Origin of the sequence: Phytoactinopolyspora endophytica, from assembly GCF_004138495.1 — a bacterium.
GTDB classification, from domain to species: domain Bacteria; phylum Actinomycetota; class Actinomycetes; order Jiangellales; family Jiangellaceae; genus Phytoactinopolyspora; species Phytoactinopolyspora endophytica.
Genome location: NZ_ML142861.1, coordinates 69887 through 88905, shown reverse-complemented (window position 1 = coordinate 88905; position 19019 = coordinate 69887). Strand labels below are relative to the sequence as shown.

Genomic DNA, 19019 nt, shown 5'->3' with positions numbered 1-19019 from the left:
TGGTGGGGGAGACGGTGGGGGTTTCGGTGTTGGTGGGGTGGGCGGGTTCGGGTGCGGTGAACAGCTCGTCTTGGGTGATGCCGATGAGGCCGATGGCAATGGCGGCGATGCCGGCGAGGACGCCGGTGGTGATCTGGTTGCGGGTGCGTTGTGCGGCGCGGTGTCGTGCGGCGCTGGGGCCGGGCATGTCGATCCCGGTGACGTCCGTGTTGAGGGCATCGAGCTGTTGCCGTAGCTCGTCGTCGAAGTTATTGGTCACGGCCGTCACCTCCCGTCGCAACGTTCGTGTCGTCGGTGAGCAGTTCGGCCAGGGCCGCCCGGCCTCGGGAGAGGCGGGCTTTGATGGTGCCGGTGGGTGCTCCGACTTCGGTGGAGATCTCGTCGACGGTCATGCCGACGAGGTGGTGCAGGACGATGGCGCGTCGTTGTGCTTCGGGGATATGGCGGAGTGCGTTGACTAGTGCGACGTGGTCGGGGTTGGGTGGTGCGGTGTCTTCGGGGGCGCCGTGGCGGGCCATGGCGGTGACGGCGTTTTTTGCTTTGCGCCAGCGGCTGGCGGCGATGCGCCAGGCGACGGTGCGGACCCAGGCTTCGGGGCTGTTGGCTTCGCTGACGGTCTTCCAGCGTTGCCAGGCCCGGGCGAAGGCTTCTTGGGTGCATTCCTGGGCGTCGGCGAGGTTGCCGGTCATCGCGTACATCTGGTGCAGGACGCGGCGATTCGACGCGTTGTAGAACGCATCGAACTCTGCCTCCCCGCTCATGTCATCCTCTCGGTTCGTATCGGTGATCGCCCAGGGCGTCCGCTGGGCCCGTCTCTACCCGTCAAGACTCGTGAGTGCGCACGGTGGTTGCATGCCGATGTCGTCCTTCGTCATCCGATCGGGATATGCCTGTCCGAGGGGTCGACTGCCGGGGCGTCAAGAGACGGCGGAAGCGGCGAGCGCCGCGCGGGCTTCCGCGACGGCCTGCTCGAAGGATGGGCCCGGCGGCGTCGGGTGGCGGCGTGCCGACGGTCCGAGGTGGGTGGCTCGCAGCTCGTCCATGAACGTTTCGCGCATCGCCGGGCCACCGTTGTCCAGCACGTGGGCGTAGAGACTCAGCTCCTCGCTCGCCGGGAGGTACCGGCTGCCCCAGGCGCCGATCTGCACCAGCAGCGGGACCAGCGCGATGGCCGGCTCGGTGAGGCTGTAGACCACCTTCTGCTTGTGGCCCGGATCATCGCTCCTGGTGAGCAAGCCGCATTCGGTCAGTACCTTCAATCGGTCGGCGAGGATGTTCGTCGAGATGCCCTCGTCGGAGGAGAGCAGCTCACGGTAGCGCCGCTTGCCGGCGAAGATGATGTCGCGCAGCACGAGCAGTGTCCACCGGTCCCCGAAGACCTCCAGCGAGAGGTTGATCGGGCAGTGCGATCGAGGCGTCCCAGCCACTGAGTTCCCTTCCGTACCGGTTGCACAACTGAACTCTCTGCCCTAATCTTACAAGCACTTGCAAAACACAAGCAGTTGTCATGGAGGTTGCCATGCGAACGGAACCAGTTGCGGAAGCGATGCCGCCACGCGGCCGAGGCACGGAGGTCGACGGCGGTGTGGAGACGACGCTTGACTGGGCTAAGGTCACGGAGCGGTTGAGTCGTGGTGGCCGGTACTGGTTGGCGACCGTGCGCCCGGACGGCAGCCCGCACGTCATGCCGGTGTTCGCAGTGTGGTCGGCGTCGGCGATGTACGTCGTTTCGAAGGACTCTGCGCGTAAGAGCCGGAACCTGGACTCGGATGGGCGCTGCGTCATCACCACCGAGGCCTCGGATGCTCACTTGATCCTGGAAGGCGAGGCCCGCCGGGTGCGCGATCACGAGACGCTGGAGCGTGTCTCGGGCGCGTTCGAGACGGCCTACGGCTGGCCGACCACGGTCAGCGGCGAGGAGCTAGACGCCCCGTACGGTGCGCCCACCTCGGGTGGCCCGCCGTATCGGGTCTATGAGATCACGCCGAAGAAGGGGTTCGGGTTCCCTGCCGAGGGCACGTTCATGCCTACCCGGTGGCGTTTCTCCTAAGTTGCGCGAGGCCGGGCAAGCACGACAGCCACGCTCTGGCAAACCCGACAGTCACGGCCTGAACTCCCACCGGGGGCGTATCTCACGCCTCCCGTCGGCGTGGGATGCGGCCGATAAGGGGACGGACGAGCGACCATGAGAGGGTGCCTGATCTGCTGACCCGCCCACTGCTCCGCCGCGAGGAGCCGGCGTGGGGGTCGCGGGTTCCGTGGCTGGCATCGGTGCTTGCTTCCGGGTGGGTCCTCATCGCCGCGTTGGCGCTGAGCGTGCTGCCCGCGATCGCGGTCTGGATCACCGACGGGGCGGGTTCTCCGGTGGTGGACCCAGGGCGCTTCGGAACGTGGATCTGGCTGTCCGCGCATCGCGTCGGGTTGGACGTCGCCGGTGTGGACTTCGCCTTCGCACCGCTGGGCTTGACGATGCTCGTCGTGCTGCTCATGCACCGCTCCGCCCGCTGGGCGGCGCACCAGGCCGGTACCGCCACCCCCAAGGGGATGATCGCGGTCATCGTGCCCTCGGTGGTGCTCTACGCTCTCGGAGCGGGTCTGCTGGCGGCCTTCGCCAGCGCGGGCGACGTGTCGGTCTCGCCGTTGGCCGCAGCCGGCATCGCCGCGCTGTGGGCGCTCGTGGGCTTCTCCGCCGGTGTCCTGCACGAGACCGGCTTCGACGAGGAGTGGCTGGACCGGGTGGCCCCAGAAGTCCGTGCAGCGCTGGCCGGCAGCGGGGTGGCCATGGCCGGGCTGGTGCTCTGCGGCGTCGTTCTGGTGGTCGTCAGCACCGTCGCCAACGCGGGACAGATAGGGATGCTCGCCGAAGCTCTGGACGCCGGCGCCATGGGGAACGCGGTGCTGGCGGTCGGCGGTGCCGTGATCGTGCCGAACGCGGTGATCTGGGCCACGAGCTTCTCCTTGGGGCCCGGCTTCGCCGTCGGGACTGAGACCATCATCGCGCCCGACGGTGTCCAGCACGGCATGATGCCGGCCGTTCCCGCATTGGGAGCGTTGCCGTCGGACGTGCCGAGCCCGTGGGTGTGGCTGGTCCTGCTGGGCCCGATCGCATCGGGAGTGGCGGCGGGGATGCTGGTGTACCGCAGGCTGGCACTCTCCGAAGAGCCGTTGTCGATCATCATGCTCGCGGCCGGCGGGTCTGGTGCGGCCGCTTCCCTGGGAATGTCCGCGCTGGCCGCCCTGTCGGGTGGCTCCGTCGGGGCGGTGCGGCTGTCCGTGATCGGCCCGGTCGCGTGGGAGGTAGCCGCGATGACGTTCCTCACGGTGGGCGTCCCAGCCATGGTGACCGTGGCGCTGCTGATGTGGCGGCACACTCGCTCGATGACCTCCGCTGAGGCGCATGCTGCCGCGGAGCCGGGCGGCGCGGGTCTGTAGTTTGTATGGTGCCGGTCCCCTCGGGAGGGCCAGCACGCCGCCGCCCGATTCGCTTGCCTGTGAAGCTAGGAGAACCGCGTTGCGCTACGCCCCAGCTGCCGGACGTCCCTGCCGGTTGGTCGTGCTCATCTCCGGAACCGGGAGCAACCTCGCCGCGCTGCTGGATGCGTGCACCGATCCGGCCTACGGTGCGACGGTCGTGGCCGTCGGCGCGGACCGGGAGAGCGCCGGTGGCCTGAAGCTCGCCTCTGACGCGGGCGTTGCGACGTTCGTCGACCGGGTCAAGGAGTATCCGACACGCGACGCCTGGGATCTCGCGCTGACCGAACACGTGGCGGAACACGGGCCGGATCTCGTCATCTCGGCCGGTTTCCTCAAGCTGGTCGGCCCCGTCTTCCTCGACCGGTTCGAAGGCAGATACATCAACACGCACAACACGCTGCTGCCGGCGTTCCCGGGCATGGACGGTCCACGAGAGGCGCTGGAGTACGGCGTCAAGATCACTGGAGCGACGCTGTTCTTCGTCGACGCCGGCATGGACTCCGGCCCGATCCTCGCTCAAGCGGCAGTTCCGGTACACCAGGACGACGACGTCGAGACGCTCACCGAACGAATCAAGGTCGCTGAACGGGCCCAGCTGGTCGAGTGTGTCGGCCGGCTGGCCCGCGACGGCTGGACGCTCAGCGGCCGGAGGGTCACCATCCCATAGGCCCGGTGTCGAGGCCGCGCTATGAGGTCGAGGCCTTACTACGAGGTCGAGGCCGTACTACGAGGGATCTGAGGTCATCGGCGGAGCCGTGCTCTCCCGCACGATCAGCTCGGTCGCCAGATCCACCTGCTGTAGCTGTGGGCTATTGCCTCGGGCCAGGTCGATGAGCAGGTTGGTCGCGGTCACGGCCATGGCTTGAAGCGGCTGGTTGACCGTGGTCAGGGCCGGACCGACCCAACCGCTGACGGGCAGGTTGTCGTAGCCGACCACGGACAGGTCACGTGGGACGTCCAGGCCGAGCTCACGTGCCGCACGCAACACCCCCAGGGCCTGCATGTCAGAACCGGCGAAGATCGCCGTGGGCCGGTCGGGGCGAGTCAGGAGTTCTTTGCCGTGCTGATAGCCCCCTTCGACGTAGAAGTCGCCGTAGCGGATGAAGGAAGGCTCCACCGTCAGCCCGGCTTCCTCGAGCGCGCTGCGGAACCCGTCGACCCGGGCGCGTGAGCACAGCACATCCGGGGGCCCGGAGATCACAGCGATCCGTTCGTGGCCGAGCCCGAGAAGATGCCGTGTCGCGGAGAGCCCTCCGTTCCAGTTGTTCGAGCCCACCGTGGGTACGCCATCAGGCGGCTCACCGTCGGTATCGAGCACGACGAACGGTATCGACCGGCTTTCGAGCTGGTGCCGTTGGGCTTTCCCGAGTGTCGAGAGCACCAAGATGACACCCATCGGACGACGCGCGAGGACCGCGTCGAGCCACTTCTGCTCCGGACGGTGCCGTCCACCGAGCTCGGAAAGGACGACGCTCATCTCAGCCTCGGCGGCAGCCACTTCGACGCCTCGGATGATCTGAATAGACCACGCCGAGTCCAGCTCGTGAAATGCCAGGTCGATCAAGGCTGGGCCAACCGTGGCGGGGCCACGGTTGCGCCGCCGGTACTGGTGACGTTCGAGGGCTGCTTCGATCTTGGCGCGAGTGTCCGCGGCGACGTCCGACCTGCCGTTGAGGACCTTCGAGACGGTCGGCACCGAGACGCCGGTCTCCTCGGCGATCGAAGAGATCGTCACTGCGGGGTTGGAGCGTAAACCGTTCGATGGCGGATCCGTAGTCATCTCCCACATGTCCTCGTCGGGCCGGGCAAGTGATCCTAGTCGATCCTACTCCGACGGTTTCGCAACTATCGGGACAACGTAGCACAAGACCGGTGTTTTTCCTGGTTTGCCGAAGCTATGACCTCGACTGCGGGTGCCCTCGGTTGGCGTAGAGGAGGAACGCGTCCCCTGGTGTTTGGCCATTCGAGGGGGTTGACGGCCGACCCAACAGCCCCTAGCCTCCCTGACAAAGTTGGATGTCGGAAGAGTTGACGAAAGTTTCGAGCCACGGTGTCGCGGACTCAACGGTCGACAGACGTCGGGGCTGGAAACAAAGGAGTTTCATGACCACGGACACGAGTGCCGCCCAGAGCGACTCGAACACGACCACGCCGCCCTGGCGGGATCCTCGGCACTCGCCCGTCGAGCGCGCCGACGACCTCATCGGCCGGATGACCCTCGAGGAGAAGCTGGCGCAACTGGTCGGTGTCTGGGTCGGCGCCGAGGCCGACGGCGAGGGAGTGGCTCCGCATCAGTCCGACATGACCAAGGATCCCGTCGACTGGCAGCAGGTCATCCGGAACGGACTCGGGCAGCTGACCCGCCCGTTCGGCACTCGTCCGGTCGAGCCGGCGGCCGGTGCACGGTCGCTGGCGAGCTCCCAGGCCGAGATCGTCGCGGCGAGCCGCTTCGGGATCCCGGCGCTCGTGCACGAGGAATGTCTCGCCGGCTTCGCGGCCTGGCAGGCGACGGCGTATCCGATTCCGTTGTCCTGGGGTGCGTCCTTCGACTCGGAGCTGGTCGAGGAGATGGCCGGAAGAATCGGCACGTCGATGCGCCGTGCCGGAGTCCACCAGGGGCTGGCGCCTGTGCTGGACGTGACCCGCGACTACCGGTGGGGCCGCACTGAGGAGACGATCTCAGAGGATCCCTACCTGGTGGCGACGGTCGGGACGGCTTACGTACGGGGGCTCGAGAACGCGGGCGTCGTGGCGACGCTCAAACACTTCGCCGGCTACTCGGCGTCCCGCGCGGGGCGGAACCTCGCGCCGGTCTCGATGGGGCCGCGTGAGCTCGCGGACATCGTCCTCGCCCCGTTCGAGACCGTCCTGCGGCTCGGAAACGCGCGCTCTGTCATGCACTCGTACGCGGAGATCGACGGCGTACCTGCGGCCGCCGATCGTGGCCTGCTCACCGAGCTCCTCCGCGAACGCTGGGGGTTCGAGGGGACGGTCGTGGCGGACTACTTCGGCGTGCGGTTCCTGGAGACGCTGCATCGGGTGGCGGACGGCCCGGCGCAGGCCGCCGCGCGTGCGCTCGAGGCTGGCGTGGACGTCGAGCTGCCGACGATCGACGCCTTCGGCGCCCCGCTGTTGGAGGCCGTCAGGTCCGGGGAGGTGGAGGAAGCGCTGGTGGACCGGGCCCTGCACCGTGTCTTGGCACAGAAGGCTGAGCTCGGCCTGCTCGACGCGGACTGGGATCCGAAACCGGCCGGTATCGACCAGCTCGTGCTCGACGATCCGACCAACCAGGAGGTGGCGCTGCGACTGGCCCGAGAATCAGTTGTCCTGCTGAGCAACCCAGCCGGGGTGTTGCCGCTCACATCAGATGCGCGAGTCGCCTTGGTAGGACCGCTTTCGGACGAGCCGATGGCCATGCTCGGCTGCTATTCGTTCCCGGCCCATGTCGGAGTACAGCATCCCGATCATCCGATCGGGATCGACATTACGTCGGTGCGGCAAGCGCTTTACGTCGCGCACGGCGCGGTGAGCCACGCTCGTGGCTGCGACGTGACGGATCCGGATCGCTCCGGGTTCGACGAAGCTGTGGCTGCTGCCGCCGAAGCGGAGGTCTGCGTCGCCGTGGTGGGGGACAGAGCCGGAATGTTCGGCCGCGGCACGTCCGGCGAGGGCTGCGACGTCGCGGACCTCTCCCTGCCCGGAGTTCAGAGTGAACTGCTGCACGCTCTGATCGAGACCGGGACTCCGGTGGTGATCGTGCTGCTCACCGGCCGTCCCTACGCACTCGGCGAGTTCGTCGACTCGGCAGCGGCGATCGTCCAGGCGTTCTTCCCGGGACAACGTGGCGGTCACGCCGTCGCCGAGGCCTTGACCGGGGCGATCTCCCCGTCGGGCCGGCTTCCGGTCAGTGTGCCCCGGGACCCGGGCAGTCAGCCTGCCACCTACCTCTCCGCACCTCTCGGCCATCGATCGCGCGTGTCCAACATCGACCCGACCCCGGCCTTCCCGTTCGGCCACGGCCTGGGCTACGCGACCCTCGAGTGGGACGGCGCGGGGGTCGTGGACGACGCGACCGAGTGGCCCGTCGACGGCGAGGTGCAGGTCGAAGTCACGGTCCGCAACGTCGGTGACGTGCCCGGAGCGGACGTCGTCCAGCTGTATCTGCACCAGCCGTTCGTCCAGGTGACCCGCCCCGTCGTGCGACTGATCGGGTACGCACGCGTCGCCCTCGAACCGGGTGAGCAAGCCGACGTGACGATCACGGTGCCTGCGGACCTCACGGCGTTCACCGGTCTGGCCGGCATACGCGTCGTCGAACCCGGGGATGTCCAGCTGCGGCTCGCGCGGTCCAGCTCTGATGTGCACGCAGCTCTTCCGCTGCGTCTGGTCGGCCCCGTGCGTGAGGTCGGCCCTGACCGTGAGCTCATGAGCAGTTCCAGCGTCCGCGTCACGACGACTCGATAGATGGAGGTGAGCGTGGGATGAGTACGCAAGGAACGGCGGTCGAACCACCGCCGTCGACGGTGCAGCCGCCAGATCCCCCGGCGCGGCCACGCACCCGTTCAGGGAAGCAACCCTGGCGGGTCGTGCTGCGCCGGGACTGGCAGCTGTACTCGCTGGCCGTGTTGCCGCTGCTGTTCTTCCTGATCTTCCGGTACCTGCCGATGATCGGCAACGTCATTGCGTTCCGCACGTTCCGGCCCGGCGGCTCGATATTCGGCGAAGAATGGGTGGGGCTGCGCTACATCGAGATGTTCCTGAACGACCCGACGTTCTGGAACGTCTTCTGGAACACGATCATCCTCGGCACGCTCACCCTCGCGGTCGTCTTTCCCATGCCGATCATCCTGGCGCTGCTCCTCAACGAGGTACGCGTCCGGTACTTCAAGCGGTTCGTGCAGACGGTCTCCTACCTGCCGCACTTCCTCTCGATCGTGATCATCGCCGGCATGCTGATGCAGCTGCTGTCGCTGGAAGGAACGGTCAACCAGATCGTGGGTGCGCTGGGCGGCGACGCGATCCCATTCCTCCAGCAGCCGGAGTGGTTCCGCGCCGTCTATGTGTCCTCGGAGGTCTGGCAGACCGTGGGATGGGGCACCATCCTGTACCTCGCGGCACTCACCACAATCGACCCGCAGCTCTACGAGGCCGCGCGGATCGACGGTGCCAACCGGTGGAAGCAGACGTGGTACGTCACGCTTCCTGGCATCCGGCCCACCATGATCGTCCTGATGATCCTGAACATCGGGACGTTCATGGCGCTGGGCTTCGAGAAGATCCTGCTGATCTACAACCCGCTGACCTATCCGACGGCGGACGTCATCGCGACGTACCTGTATCGAATCGGCCTGGAGTCGAACAACTTCAGCTATGCCGCGGCGATCGGCCTCTTCGAGGCGATCATCGGGCTGACGCTGATCTTGTCCGCGAACGCGATCTCGCGTCGAGCAGTAGGGACGAGCCTATGGTGACCGTCGATCCGACCAAGGTGGCCGACAGGATCGCACGCCCGACGACGAGCGGCATTCAAGACTCACGTGGCTATCGCGTCTTCCAGGTGTTCAACACCGTGGCGCTGCTCGGCGTCGTGGTGGTCACGTTGTATCCGTTCGTCAACATCATCGCTCAGTCCCTCAGCGGTGAGTCCCACATCCGAGCCGGTGACGTCAACCTCATCCCGAGAGGTTTCAACGTCACCACCTACGAGCTCGTCATGAGCGACTCCATGTTCTGGATCAACTACCGGAACACCGTCGTCTACACGGTGGTGGCGACGCTCATCGCCATGGTGTTGACCACGTGCTACGCCTACGTGCTGTCGAAGCGGAACCTTCGCGGCCGCACGTTCCTCATCGGTGTCGCCGTGTTCACGATGTTCTTCAACGGCGGTCTCATCCCGAACTATGTGCTCGTCACCAGTCTGGGGTTGAAGAACACGTTATGGGCGATCGTGCTGCCGAACGCGATCTCCGTCTTCAACCTGCTGGTCATGAAGTCCTTCTTCGAGAATCTGCCGACCGAGCTCGAAGAGGCGGCCAAGATCGACGGACTCAACACGTACAAGACCCTCTGGTATGTCGTGCTGCCGCTGTCCAAGGCGGTGGTGGCGACGATGATCTTGTTCTACTCGGTCGCCTACTGGAATTCCTGGTTCCAGGCGTTCCTGTACATGGATCGGGCGGAGCTCTTCCCGATCACCATCTACCTGCGCAACCTGATCGCGGGCGCAAACTCGGCGGGCGCGGGGCTCGAAAGCAGCGATCTCGCGCAGGTCGCCTCGAACATTCAGGCGGTGACGATGGTCCTGACGGTCCTGCCGATCCTCTGCGTCTACCCCTTCATCCAGCGGTATTTCGTGTCGGGCGTGATGCTCGGCTCGGTCAAGCAATAGATCCCTCGCAGGGCCCGGCATGGGTGCCCGCGAGAGCCACAACTCGACAACGACGTTCGAGCGAAAGGAACAGCCATGGTGAGACACAGGGCGAAACTGACAGCCTCGGTGATGGTCACGACATCCGCATTGGTCCTCGCGGCCTGCGGAGGCGGCGACGACGGGGGCGGCGGCAGCGACGAGGGTGAGGGCGTCGACCTTGAAGGCAAGGATGTCGGCGCGATGGACGACTACGACATCGGCGTCCAGTTCACCGCCACCGAACCGCTGAACTTCTCCACTCTCTACAACGAGCACCCCAACTACCCGTTGAAGGACGATTGGCTGTTCTTCGAAGAGCTCGAGGAGCGCACCAACGTCACGCTGGATCTGACCGTCGTCCCGCTCAGCGACTACGACGACAAGCGCAGCCTGCTGATCGGTTCCGGCGACGCACCCACGATCATGCCGAAGACGTACCCCGGCTCGGAGGAGCCGTTCGTGTCCTCCCGCGCGATCCTGCCGATCAGCGATTACGTGGACCTGATGCCGAACTTCCAGGCCAAGGTCGAACAGTGGGGCCTGGAGGACAACCTCGACACACTGCGGCAGCAGGACGGCAAGTTCTACGTGCTGCCCGGCCTGCACGAGGCACCGTGGCAGGACTACACCATCGCGATGCGCCTGGACGTCCTCGACGATCTAGGACTCGAAGCGCCGACCACCTGGGATGAGTTCAGGGACGTGCTCGAGGCGATCAAGGAGGAGTATCCGGACGACTACCCCTTCTCCGGCCGATGGAACGTCCCCACGCCCGGTGGCAGCATGCTGAACATCCTCGGAATGACATTCGGGACGTCGGCCGGGTGGGGCTTCAACCATGAGCAGTGGGACGAAGAGGCCGGTGAGTTCGTTTACACGGGCGCTACCGACGAATACCGGGCCATGGTGGAGTACCTGCGCGGCCTCGTCGACGACGGCCTGATGGACCCGGAGAGCTTCACCCAGGATGACGACCCAGCGATCCAGAAGTTCGCCAACGGAAGGTCGTTCGCGATCGGGACCAACGCGCAGACCCTCGTCAACGACTATCGTCCAGCGTTCGAGGACAAGAACCCCGACGCGGAGATCGGGAAGATCCCGCTCCCGGCCGGTCCCGCCGGCAACGTGATCAACGCCGCGTCCCAGCTTGAGAACGGGATTATGTTCAGCGCCGACGCCGCCGAGAGCGAGAACTTCGTGGCGATGATGCAGTTCATCGACTGGCTCTGGTACTCCGACGAGGGCCAGGAGTTCGCCAAATGGGGCGTCGAAGACGTCACCTACACCACGGGCGGCGAGGGCGACTACCAACTGGCGGACGACGTCGACTTCGTCAGTCTCAACCCGGACGCTGACAAACACCTGCAGGAGGACTTCGGGTTCTCCAACGGCATGTTCGCCTACGGCGGCAGCACGGAGCTCCTGCACTCCACGTTCTCCGAGGAGGAGCAGGAGTTCCAGGAGACGATGGCAGAGAAGGACCTTCTTCCGCTGCCGCCGCCGCATCCGTTCACCGAGGAAGAGCGCGAGCAGGTCACGCTCTGGGAGACCCCGTTGCGGGACCACACCGACCAGGCGACGCTCCAGTTCATCCTCGGGCAGCGTGACCTCTCCGAGTGGGACGCCTACGTCGCCGAGCTGGAGGCCAAGGGGATGTCGCAGTACATCGACGTCGTCAACGAAGCATACGAGCGGTTCGAGTCTGAGCACGGCTAGGCCGTCTCGGACCGCTCCGGCAGGTGGAGACTTTGGTTGCGGGTCCGGTGGGAGGGGAGGAGTTCCCCTCCTCGCCCGCGGCGAGGTCGTCGCGGGGCTCCTCCCACGCCGACGCCCGCGCCTACCCTGGAGGGGAACTCCTCCCCTCCCACCTCGTGGTCCGCTGCGGCGGAGAGGTCTCCACCTGCCGGAGCTCAGTAGTTCGCCTCGCAGTGTTCGGTTGGAAGAAGGAGAGAGCGAGAAATGCGCGTTGACGTGCCGGCGGAGCCGGTTGGGGTGCTGAGTGGGGCGTGGCGCGAGTGCGTCGGCACGGGCCGCGTTGATCTGGCGTTGCGGGCGGACTACCTCGAGTCGCTCGCGCTCGTGCAGGACGCGATCGGCTTCCGGTACGTGCGCGGGCACGGCCTGTTCAGCGACGGGATGGCGGTGTACCGGGCGTACGACGGCGCCGCGGGACGCGCGGTGCGGCATTCGTTCACGCACGTGGACCAGGTGGTCGACGGGTGGCTGCGGCATGGCATCCGGCCGTTCCTGGAGCTCGGCTTCATGCCGGGTGAGCTGGCGTCAGGCGACCAGACCGTGTTCTGGTGGCAGGGCAACGTGACGCCGCCGAAGTCGTATGCCGAGTGGAGCGAGCTGGTTTCGGCGACGTTGCGGCATCTTGTCGACCGGTATGGGGTTGAGGAGGTGCGTCGCTGGCCGATCGAAGTGTGGAACGAGCCGGACCTGACCCAGTTCTGGCAGGACGCCAGCCAGAACGAGTACCACCGCCTGTACGAAGTGACGGCGAAGGCGGTCAAGGACGTCGACGCCGAGCTGCAGGTGGGTGGCCCGGCGATCTCGCCGGGCTCGGATGACTGGTGGGAGCCGTTCGCCGAGTTCGTCACGGCGAAAGACGCGCCGATCGACTTCGTCAGCCGGCACGGGTACTCGTCCGGGCAGGCGCAGCCGGTCCCGTTCGGCGTCTACCAGACGCTTGCGCCGCCGTCGTCGCTGCTCGATCAGTTCGCGGCGCCGCGGCGCCACCTGGCCGGCACACCTCTGGCGGACCTGCCGGTGCACATCACCGAGTTCAACACCTCTTACCGGCCGGACAACCCGATCCACGACACCGCCTACAACGCTGCGTATCTGGCCCCGGTCGTGGCGGGCGGCGGTGACCTGGTCGACTCCTTCTCCTACTGGACGTTCTGCGACGTCTTCGAAGAGGTCGGCGTGCCCACGTCCTTGTTCCACGGTGGGTTCGGGCTGGTGAGCCACCGGGGGCTCCCGAAGCCGACGTTCCACCTGTACGTGTTCATGGCCCGCGCCGGGCGGCACATCCTCGCGAGAGGCGCGGATCACCTTGTCACCAGGCACGACGACGGCCGTGTCACCGTGCTCGCCTGGCAACCGGTCGGCGGGTCCGACGACGGGCCGTACGGTAGCGCCCCCGAGCGGCACGAGCTGCGACTCGATGTCCCCGTCGGTGCAGCCCCGGGCACGTCCGTCGCGATGATCCGCCGCAGCGTGGACGAGGAATCGGGCAATGCGTGGACGCTGTGGCGCGAGCTCGGCAGCCCTCGGCACCCCAGCCACCGCCAGCTCGACCTGCTGCACGAGGCCTCCCGGCCGACTGTGCGGCACTCCTCGCTGACCACCGGAAACGATGGCCGGGTGGCGCTCGACCTCATCCTCACCCGGCACGAGGTCACCCTCGTGGACCTGCTGCCGGCCGGGCCGGCGAACGGCTCGGCTGAGAACCCCACCGCTGCCCCTGGTGAGCCTGACGGCTCCGGCTCGCCAGGGTTGAACGACGTTGCCGGCATCGACGACGGACGGCTGCTCGGTCACACCCCGTTCGGCGAAGGAGGTGCGCAAGGATGAGTGCCGTGCAAAGCCAACGCGAGTTCGGCGACGGTCCCATGGCACGGGGTGCCGCGGCCGTATACCACGTCCTGGTGCTCGAGTTCCTGCTGATCCTGTCGGCGTCGCCCGGCCTGATCCTGCTCTTCTCACTGGCACCCGAGCCGTCGAACATCCCGCTCGTCGCGCTCGCCCTGGTGCCGTGCGGGCCAGCCCTGTCCGCGACGATCTTCGCATGGCGCGCGGCGTTGAGCCAGGGCGGCCTGGAGCCGGCACGGCATTTCGTGCGCGGATACCGGCTCAACGCGGTCGGCATCCTGCGCTGGTGGGTGCCGGCGCTGGCGGTGCTCGCGGTGCTCGGCATCGACCTGGCGCATCTGGACGCGATCGGATCCCTGAACGGCGGCGCGCGCGTCGTACTGGGCATGATCCTCGTCCTGGTGGCCATCGTGGTGGTCGTCATCATGCTGCACGCACTGGTGGTGACCTCGCTGTTCGAGCTGCGCACTCGCGATGCGCTGAAGCTCGCTCTGCACCATGCCGGACGGTTCCCGTGGGTCACCCTCGGTGCGCTCTCCATTACCGTGCTGGGGCTGGGCCTCACGGTCATGACCTCGGACTGGGTGCCGGCCGTGTTCGGATCGCTCTTCGCCCTGATCCTGTTCCACAACGCCAAAGCGATCATCAGAGATATCGAGGAGAACTTCACCGTATGAGTTCCGCCGCTCCGCATCTGGGCGACCGCGTTCACGACAAGATCCTCTACGGCGGGGACTACAACCCCGAGCAGTGGCCACGGACCGTCTGGGACGACGACCTCACCGCCTTCAAGCTCGCCCACATCGACACGCTCACCGTCGGCGTCTTCGACTGGTCGCTGCTGCAGCCGGATGAACAGACCTACGACTTCTCCCTGCTCGATGAGGTCGTCCAGACGACGACGTCGGCCGGCAAGCGGCTGGTGATCGCCACCGCGACCGGCGCTATGCCGCCATGGCTCGCGCACCAGTACCCCGAGGTCTGCCGTACTGACTTCGAAGGACGGCGGCACGTCTACGGGCAGCGGCACAACGCCTGCCCCAGCTCACCGGCCTTCCGGCGGCTGTCCGCTGCGCTCGCCGACCGTATCGCGCAACGGTACGCCGGTCACTCGTCGCTGGTGGCCTGGCACGTCGGGAACGAGTACGGCGGCGCCTGCTACTGCGACCACTGCGCGGCGGCGTTCCGGCTGTGGCTTCGCGAGCACCATGGCTCGCTGGACGCGCTCAACCATGCGTGGAACACGACCTTCTGGTCGCACCGGTTCACCGACTGGGAACAGATCGTCCCGCCGAACGCGCTCAGCGAGCACTGGCGCGGGCCGAACCACACCGCATTCCAGGGCATCACCCTCGACTACATGCGCTTCACGTCTGACGCCATGCTGGCGAACTTCGTCGACGAGAAGGCGGCCATCCGCCGGCACGACGCGACGACACCGGTGACGACCAACTTCATGGGCATGTACCGGCCGATCGACTACCACCGGTGGGCTGAACACCTGGACTTCGCCTCGTGGGACAACTACCCGCCGGACGAGCGCTCGCATGCCCGGATGGCGCTCACCCACGACCTGATGCGCGGCCTGAAAGACGGTGCTCCGTTCTGGCTGATGGAGCAGACCCCGACGATGACCGCCAGCCGGGACGTGAACCCTGTGAAGCGGCCCGGGGTCATGCGGCTGTGGTCGTGGCAGTCGGTCGCGCACGGCGCGGACGCGGTCCTGTTCTTCCAGATGCGGCAGTCGCGCGGCGCATGCGAGAAGTACCACGGAGCGGTGCTCGACCATGCCGGCCGGACGGACAACCGAAGCTTCCGCGAGGTGGCGAAACTGGGTGAGGAGCTGGACCGGCTCGGCGACGCCGTCCTGGGGGCACGGACTCCGGCGCGCGTCGCGCTGCTCTTCGACTGGGACAGCTGGTGGGCGGCGGAGATCTCCGACGGGCCGAACCGGCACGTGCGCTACCAGGAAGTGGTGATGGCCTACCACCGGGCGCTGTGGCAGGCCAACGTCGCCCTCGACGTCATCCCGGTCACTGCGGACCTCTCCGGCTACGACGTGGTGGTGGCCCCGCTGCTGCACATGCTCAAGGGGGACCTCGCCCAGCGGTTGGAGCGGGTCGTCGCTCGGAGTGGGTCGGTGCTGTCCACGTTCCTGTCCGGACGCGTGGACGAGCACGACAACGCCTTCCTCGCCGACGTCCCGGGCCCGCTGGCCGGCATGTTCGGGCTGCGCGTGGAGGAGACCGACGCTCAGCCGCCGGACGTCGTCAACCCGGTCCGGCTGGGAGACCCGGACGAGTCCGTGGTGTCTGAAGGGCGGCTGATCTTCGAGGTGGTGATCCCGCAGGGCGCCGAGGTGATGGGCACGTACGGCGCCGACTTCTACGCGGGGACACCGGCTGTGACCAGGAACCGCGTCGGCGACGGCGGCGAAGCCTGGTACGTGGCGACCTCCCTGGACGACGACGGCGTCGGTTGGGTGGTCGGCCGGATCCTGCGTCGACACGGGCTGGTAGGACCCTACGCGGACGTCGAGGACCTCGAGCTGGCGGTCCGCGAGGGAAATGACGGCACCCGGACCGCGTTCCTGCTTCACCACGGTCGCGAGGCGGTCGACGTCGCCCTGCACGCGACCGGCACCGACCTGCTGACCGGCGAGGAGTATGCGCACGGCCAGACCGTGCGCATGGAGCCGACCGACGTCCTGATCCTCCGCGAGCATGCGGACTCTCCTTGATCAGATACGACTTTGGTGGCCTATAGCGCCACGAACTCGTACTTGATCAACGAAGCCGGGTGACACGTTACCGAGGAGTGGAATGAACGGACCCCCTTTCGAGCATCGCGAGCACTCTGCATGGCTGCCGGACGCCGCGTTCAAGGTGCTGGGCACGGGACGGACGCTCGTCGTCGGCGATGGGCCGTTGGTCGAGACCGTCCGAGGGGAGGTCCGCCGGGCGGCAGCGGCGCACCGCGGGCAACTTGGCACGGGCCGGGACGGCGAAGGAGACGGCGACGTCGCCGTTGTGCTCGCCACCATCGCGGGCCTGAGCGATGACAACTCGAGCGGTGGCCGTGGCTTCGGTAGGCCGGACGGCGATGGTCCCGGAGGCGACGACTCGGGTGGCGGTGTACACGCGGACGTCGAGGGCGCAGCTGGTGCTGTGCTTCGCGAGGCCATGGCAATCGCGACGGGTGCTCCGCTCGGCGCTCAGGGCTACGTCGTCGCCCGTCGGGAAGGTGTGACTGCCGTCGTCGCCGGCGACGGCCCCGGGCTGCTGTACGGCATGTTCCATCTGCTGCGTGACGGTGACACGCTCACCGGGCCGGACCGGCCGGCTGAGCGACACGAGCCGGCACATGCGCTGCGCATGCTCGACCACTGGGACAACGTCGACGTCCATCCAGTGATGGGGCAGGTCGAGCGCGGCTATGCCGGTGGCTCGATCTTCTATGCCGGCGGCGGGGTCCGTGCCGACCTCTCGCGCGTCGAGCGGTACGCCAGGCTGCTCGCGGCCATCGGGGTCAACCGGGTCGCCGTCAACAACGTCAACGTCCACGCTCGGGAGGCGCGGCTGCTGACCGAGGACCTGGGCGAGGTGGCACGGATCGCCGAGGTGTTCCGGCCGTGGGGAATCCGGGTGCACCTGTCGGTGAACTTCGCCTCGCCGATCGTGCTGGGCGGACTGGAAACGTCGGATCCGCTCGACCCGGATGTGCAGGCTTGGTGGAACGACGCCACGGCCCGGGTGTACGAGACCATCCCGGACTTCGGCGGCTACCTGGTCAAGGCGGACTCCGAGGGGCAACCGGGGCCGTTCGCGTACGGCCGCGACCACGCCGACGGCGCGAACCTGCTGGCCCGCGCGCTTGCTCCGTTCGACGGAATCGTGCGCTGGCGAGCGTTCGTCTACAACCATCGTCAGGACTGGCGCGACCGTTCCACGGATCGTGCCCGTGCCGCGTACGACCATTTCGCGCCGCTCGACGGCCGGTTCGACGATAACGTGATCGTGCAGGTCAAGCACGGACCGATGGACTTCCAGACGCGAGAGCCGGTGTCACCGGTGGTTGCGGCGATGCCGCGGACCCGGCTTGCGGTGGAGCTGCAGGTGACGCAGGAGTACACCGGGCAGCAGAAGCACGTGTGCTACCTGGCGCCGTGCTGGAGCGAGATCCTGAGCTTCCAGCCCTGGGGAGCCGCACCCGACGGCGTGAAAGCCGGCACAGGTGACACCACGGGCCAGGCACCGTCGGGCACTACCGTGTCGGACATCGCGGACGGAGGCTTGACGGCTGTCTCCAACGTCGGCGACGACCGGTTCTGGACCGGGCATCCGCTGGCGCAGGCCAACCTGTACGCCTTCGGGAGGCTGGCGTGGGACGCCACGCTGGACCCGGCGGCGATCCTCGACGAATGGATCGGGCTGACCTTCCGTGCCGGCGGTGATGTGCGAACCACTCTGCACAGCGTGATGGACCACTCGTGGCGCACGTACGAGAACTACACGGCTCCACTTGGCGTCGGGTTCATGGTGCGGCCGGGGCACCACTACGGACCCGATGTGGACGGCTACGAGTACACGCCGTGGGGCACCTACCACTTCGCCGACCGCGACGGCATCGGCGTGGACCGCACCCGCGCTACCGGCACCGGTTTCATCGGCCAGTACCCGGCTCCCTGGCGGGACATCTACGAGTCGCGCGCGGACTGCCCCGACGAGTTGCTGCTCTTCTTCCACCACGTGCCGTACTCGCACGTGTTGCGGTCCGGCTCCACGGTGATCCAGCACATCTACGACACCCATTTCGCCGGCGTCGAAGCGGTCGAGGGGATGGTCGCATCGTGGTCGACGCTCGAAGGCCGGGTTCCCAGCGACGTCTTCGACCGCGTCACCGATCGCCTCCAGGAACAGCTGCGTTCCGCTCGTGAATGGCGTGACCAGCTGTGCACGTACTTCTACCGGAAGTCGGGCGTGCCCGACGCGTACGGGCGCACCATATATTGAGTGACATCCGGCACCCGCCGTCCGTAGGATCTCTGAATGACGATCTTCTACGCGGCCGACGGCACACGGCTGGCGTACCACCAGGCCGGCGAGGGTGACCCGCCGCTGGTCTGTCTGCCCGGCGGCCCCATGCGGGCCTCTGCGTATCTCGGTGACATGGGCGGGTTGCCCGCACACCGCTCGCTGGTCCTGCTCGACCTGCGCGGAACCGGGGAATCGGAGGTACCGGCGGATCCGGCGAGTTACCGGTGTGACCGGCTGGTCGACGATGTCGAGGCGCTGCGCGAGCATCTCGGCCTGGAACGGGTCGACCTGCTGGGACATTCGGCCGGTGGCACGCTTGCGGTGTTGTACGCCGCGCGCTACCCGGACCGCATCGGCCGCCTCGTTCTGGTCACGCCCAGTCCCCGGGTGGTGGGCCTGGATATCACCGACTCGGATCGTCGGGAGGTCGCGGAGCTGCGCCGGGGAGAGGCCTGGTTCCCGGAGGCCTTCGCCGCGTTCGAACGGATCTGGTCAGG

The 19019-nt window shown here is 67.2% G+C and carries 16 protein-coding genes; 12 read left to right on the top strand and 4 right to left on the bottom strand.

Annotation, left to right across the window (positions count from 1 at the left end; genetic code table 11):
• From ELR45_RS38755 to ELR45_RS22660, 3 genes are all read right to left on the bottom strand, one after another.
• Positions 1-259, bottom strand: a 259-nt coding sequence (locus ELR45_RS38755) for a hypothetical protein (protein ID WP_205857070.1), incomplete at its 3' end; no start/stop codon positions are given.
• On the bottom strand, positions 249-761 hold the full coding sequence (locus tag ELR45_RS22665) for a SigE family RNA polymerase sigma factor (protein ID WP_129668377.1): 513 nt from the start codon (positions 759-761) through the stop codon (positions 249-251). The genes ELR45_RS22665 and ELR45_RS38755, both read right to left, overlap by 11 nt.
• A 156-nt stretch (positions 762-917) precedes the next feature.
• Positions 918-1427, bottom strand: a complete 510-nt coding sequence (locus ELR45_RS22660) for a winged helix-turn-helix transcriptional regulator (protein ID WP_129668376.1) — start codon at positions 1425-1427, stop codon at positions 918-920.
• Between the two features lie 92 nt (positions 1428-1519).
• On the opposite strand from ELR45_RS22660, the gene ELR45_RS22655 reads away from it, so the two are divergent.
• The 3 genes from ELR45_RS22655 to purN all read left to right on the top strand — a co-directional run bounded on the left by ELR45_RS22655 (position 1520) and on the right by purN (position 4141).
• Complete coding sequence (locus ELR45_RS22655; RefSeq protein WP_165368020.1) at positions 1520-2050, top strand: pyridoxamine 5'-phosphate oxidase family protein; 531 nt, start codon at positions 1520-1522, stop codon at positions 2048-2050.
• 143 nt (positions 2051-2193) lie between these two features.
• The gene (locus tag ELR45_RS22650) at positions 2194-3432 is read left to right on the top strand and encodes a cell division protein PerM (protein WP_129668374.1); all 1239 of its coding nucleotides are present in this window, start codon (positions 2194-2196) and stop codon (positions 3430-3432) included.
• 79 nt (positions 3433-3511) lie between these two features.
• Positions 3512-4141 carry a phosphoribosylglycinamide formyltransferase gene (purN, locus tag ELR45_RS22645; RefSeq protein WP_240760056.1) on the top strand — a complete coding sequence of 210 codons (630 nt, stop codon included), beginning with the start codon at positions 3512-3514 and terminating at the stop codon, positions 4139-4141.
• A 57-nt stretch (positions 4142-4198) separates the two neighbouring features.
• Here the strand turns inward: purN and ELR45_RS22640 are convergent, their stop codons facing one another.
• On the bottom strand, positions 4199-5263 hold the full coding sequence (locus tag ELR45_RS22640) for a LacI family DNA-binding transcriptional regulator (RefSeq protein WP_205857069.1): 1065 nt from the start codon (positions 5261-5263) through the stop codon (positions 4199-4201).
• A gap of 314 nt (positions 5264-5577) precedes the next feature.
• Between ELR45_RS22640 and ELR45_RS22635 the strand changes: the two genes are divergently transcribed.
• The 9 genes from ELR45_RS22635 to ELR45_RS38750 form a co-directional block, all read left to right on the top strand.
• Complete coding sequence (locus ELR45_RS22635; RefSeq protein ID WP_129668371.1) at positions 5578-7938, top strand: beta-xylosidase/alpha-l-arabinosidase; 2361 nt, start codon at positions 5578-5580, stop codon at positions 7936-7938.
• A 17-nt stretch (positions 7939-7955) separates the two neighbouring features.
• Entirely contained in the window at positions 7956-8945 is a 990-nt protein-coding gene (locus ELR45_RS22630; RefSeq protein ID WP_129668370.1) for an ABC transporter permease, read from the top strand.
• Complete coding sequence (locus ELR45_RS22625) at positions 8939-9865, top strand: carbohydrate ABC transporter permease (RefSeq protein WP_129668369.1); 927 nt, start codon at positions 8939-8941, stop codon at positions 9863-9865. The genes ELR45_RS22630 and ELR45_RS22625 overlap by 7 nt, the downstream gene beginning before the upstream one ends.
• 75 nt (positions 9866-9940) lie before the next feature.
• Positions 9941-11602, top strand: a complete 1662-nt coding sequence (locus tag ELR45_RS22620; protein WP_205857068.1) for an ABC transporter substrate-binding protein — start codon at positions 9941-9943, stop codon at positions 11600-11602.
• A gap of 243 nt (positions 11603-11845) precedes the next feature.
• Complete coding sequence (locus ELR45_RS22615) at positions 11846-13468, top strand: GH39 family glycosyl hydrolase (RefSeq protein ID WP_129668368.1); 1623 nt, start codon at positions 11846-11848, stop codon at positions 13466-13468.
• The gene (locus ELR45_RS22610; RefSeq protein ID WP_129668367.1) at positions 13465-14163 is read left to right on the top strand and encodes a glycosyl transferase; all 699 of its coding nucleotides are present in this window, start codon (positions 13465-13467) and stop codon (positions 14161-14163) included. Before ELR45_RS22615 ends, ELR45_RS22610 begins: the two co-directional genes overlap by 4 nt.
• Positions 14160-16226 (top strand): beta-galactosidase, encoded by a 2067-nt coding sequence (locus ELR45_RS22605; protein WP_129668366.1) that lies wholly within the window; start codon positions 14160-14162, stop codon positions 16224-16226. The genes ELR45_RS22610 and ELR45_RS22605 overlap by 4 nt, the downstream gene beginning before the upstream one ends.
• Before the next feature lie 82 nt (positions 16227-16308).
• Positions 16309-18498, top strand: coding sequence for an alpha-glucuronidase (locus tag ELR45_RS22600; protein WP_129668365.1), 2190 nt, complete (start codon positions 16309-16311; stop codon positions 18496-18498).
• Positions 18499-18534: 36 nt separating this feature from the next.
• A partial coding sequence (locus tag ELR45_RS38750; RefSeq protein ID WP_205857067.1) for an alpha/beta fold hydrolase occupies positions 18535-19019 on the top strand: 485 nt, incomplete at its 3' end.

Bases quoted from the DNA above. Each gene is read 5' to 3' on its own strand.
- ELR45_RS22665 (WP_129668377.1), bottom strand. From the start codon at position 761: ATGAGCGGGGAGGCAGAGTTCGATGCGTTCTACAACGCGTCGAATCGC.
- ELR45_RS22655 (WP_165368020.1), top strand. From the start codon at position 1,520: ATGCGAACGGAACCAGTTGCGGAAGCGATGCCGCCACGCGGCCGAGGC.
- ELR45_RS22640 (WP_205857069.1), bottom strand. From the start codon at position 5,263: ATGTGGGAGATGACTACGGATCCGCCATCGAACGGTTTACGCTCCAAC.
- ELR45_RS22635 (WP_129668371.1), top strand. From the start codon at position 5,578: ATGACCACGGACACGAGTGCCGCCCAGAGCGACTCGAACACGACCACG.
- ELR45_RS22630 (WP_129668370.1), top strand. From the start codon at position 7,956: ATGAGTACGCAAGGAACGGCGGTCGAACCACCGCCGTCGACGGTGCAG.
- ELR45_RS22625 (WP_129668369.1), top strand. From the start codon at position 8,939: ATGGTGACCGTCGATCCGACCAAGGTGGCCGACAGGATCGCACGCCCG.
- ELR45_RS22620 (WP_205857068.1), top strand. From the start codon at position 9,941: ATGGTGAGACACAGGGCGAAACTGACAGCCTCGGTGATGGTCACGACA.
- ELR45_RS22615 (WP_129668368.1), top strand. From the start codon at position 11,846: ATGCGCGTTGACGTGCCGGCGGAGCCGGTTGGGGTGCTGAGTGGGGCG.
- ELR45_RS22610 (WP_129668367.1), top strand. From the start codon at position 13,465: ATGAGTGCCGTGCAAAGCCAACGCGAGTTCGGCGACGGTCCCATGGCA.
- ELR45_RS22605 (WP_129668366.1), top strand. From the start codon at position 14,160: ATGAGTTCCGCCGCTCCGCATCTGGGCGACCGCGTTCACGACAAGATC.
- ELR45_RS22600 (WP_129668365.1), top strand. From the start codon at position 16,309: ATGAACGGACCCCCTTTCGAGCATCGCGAGCACTCTGCATGGCTGCCG.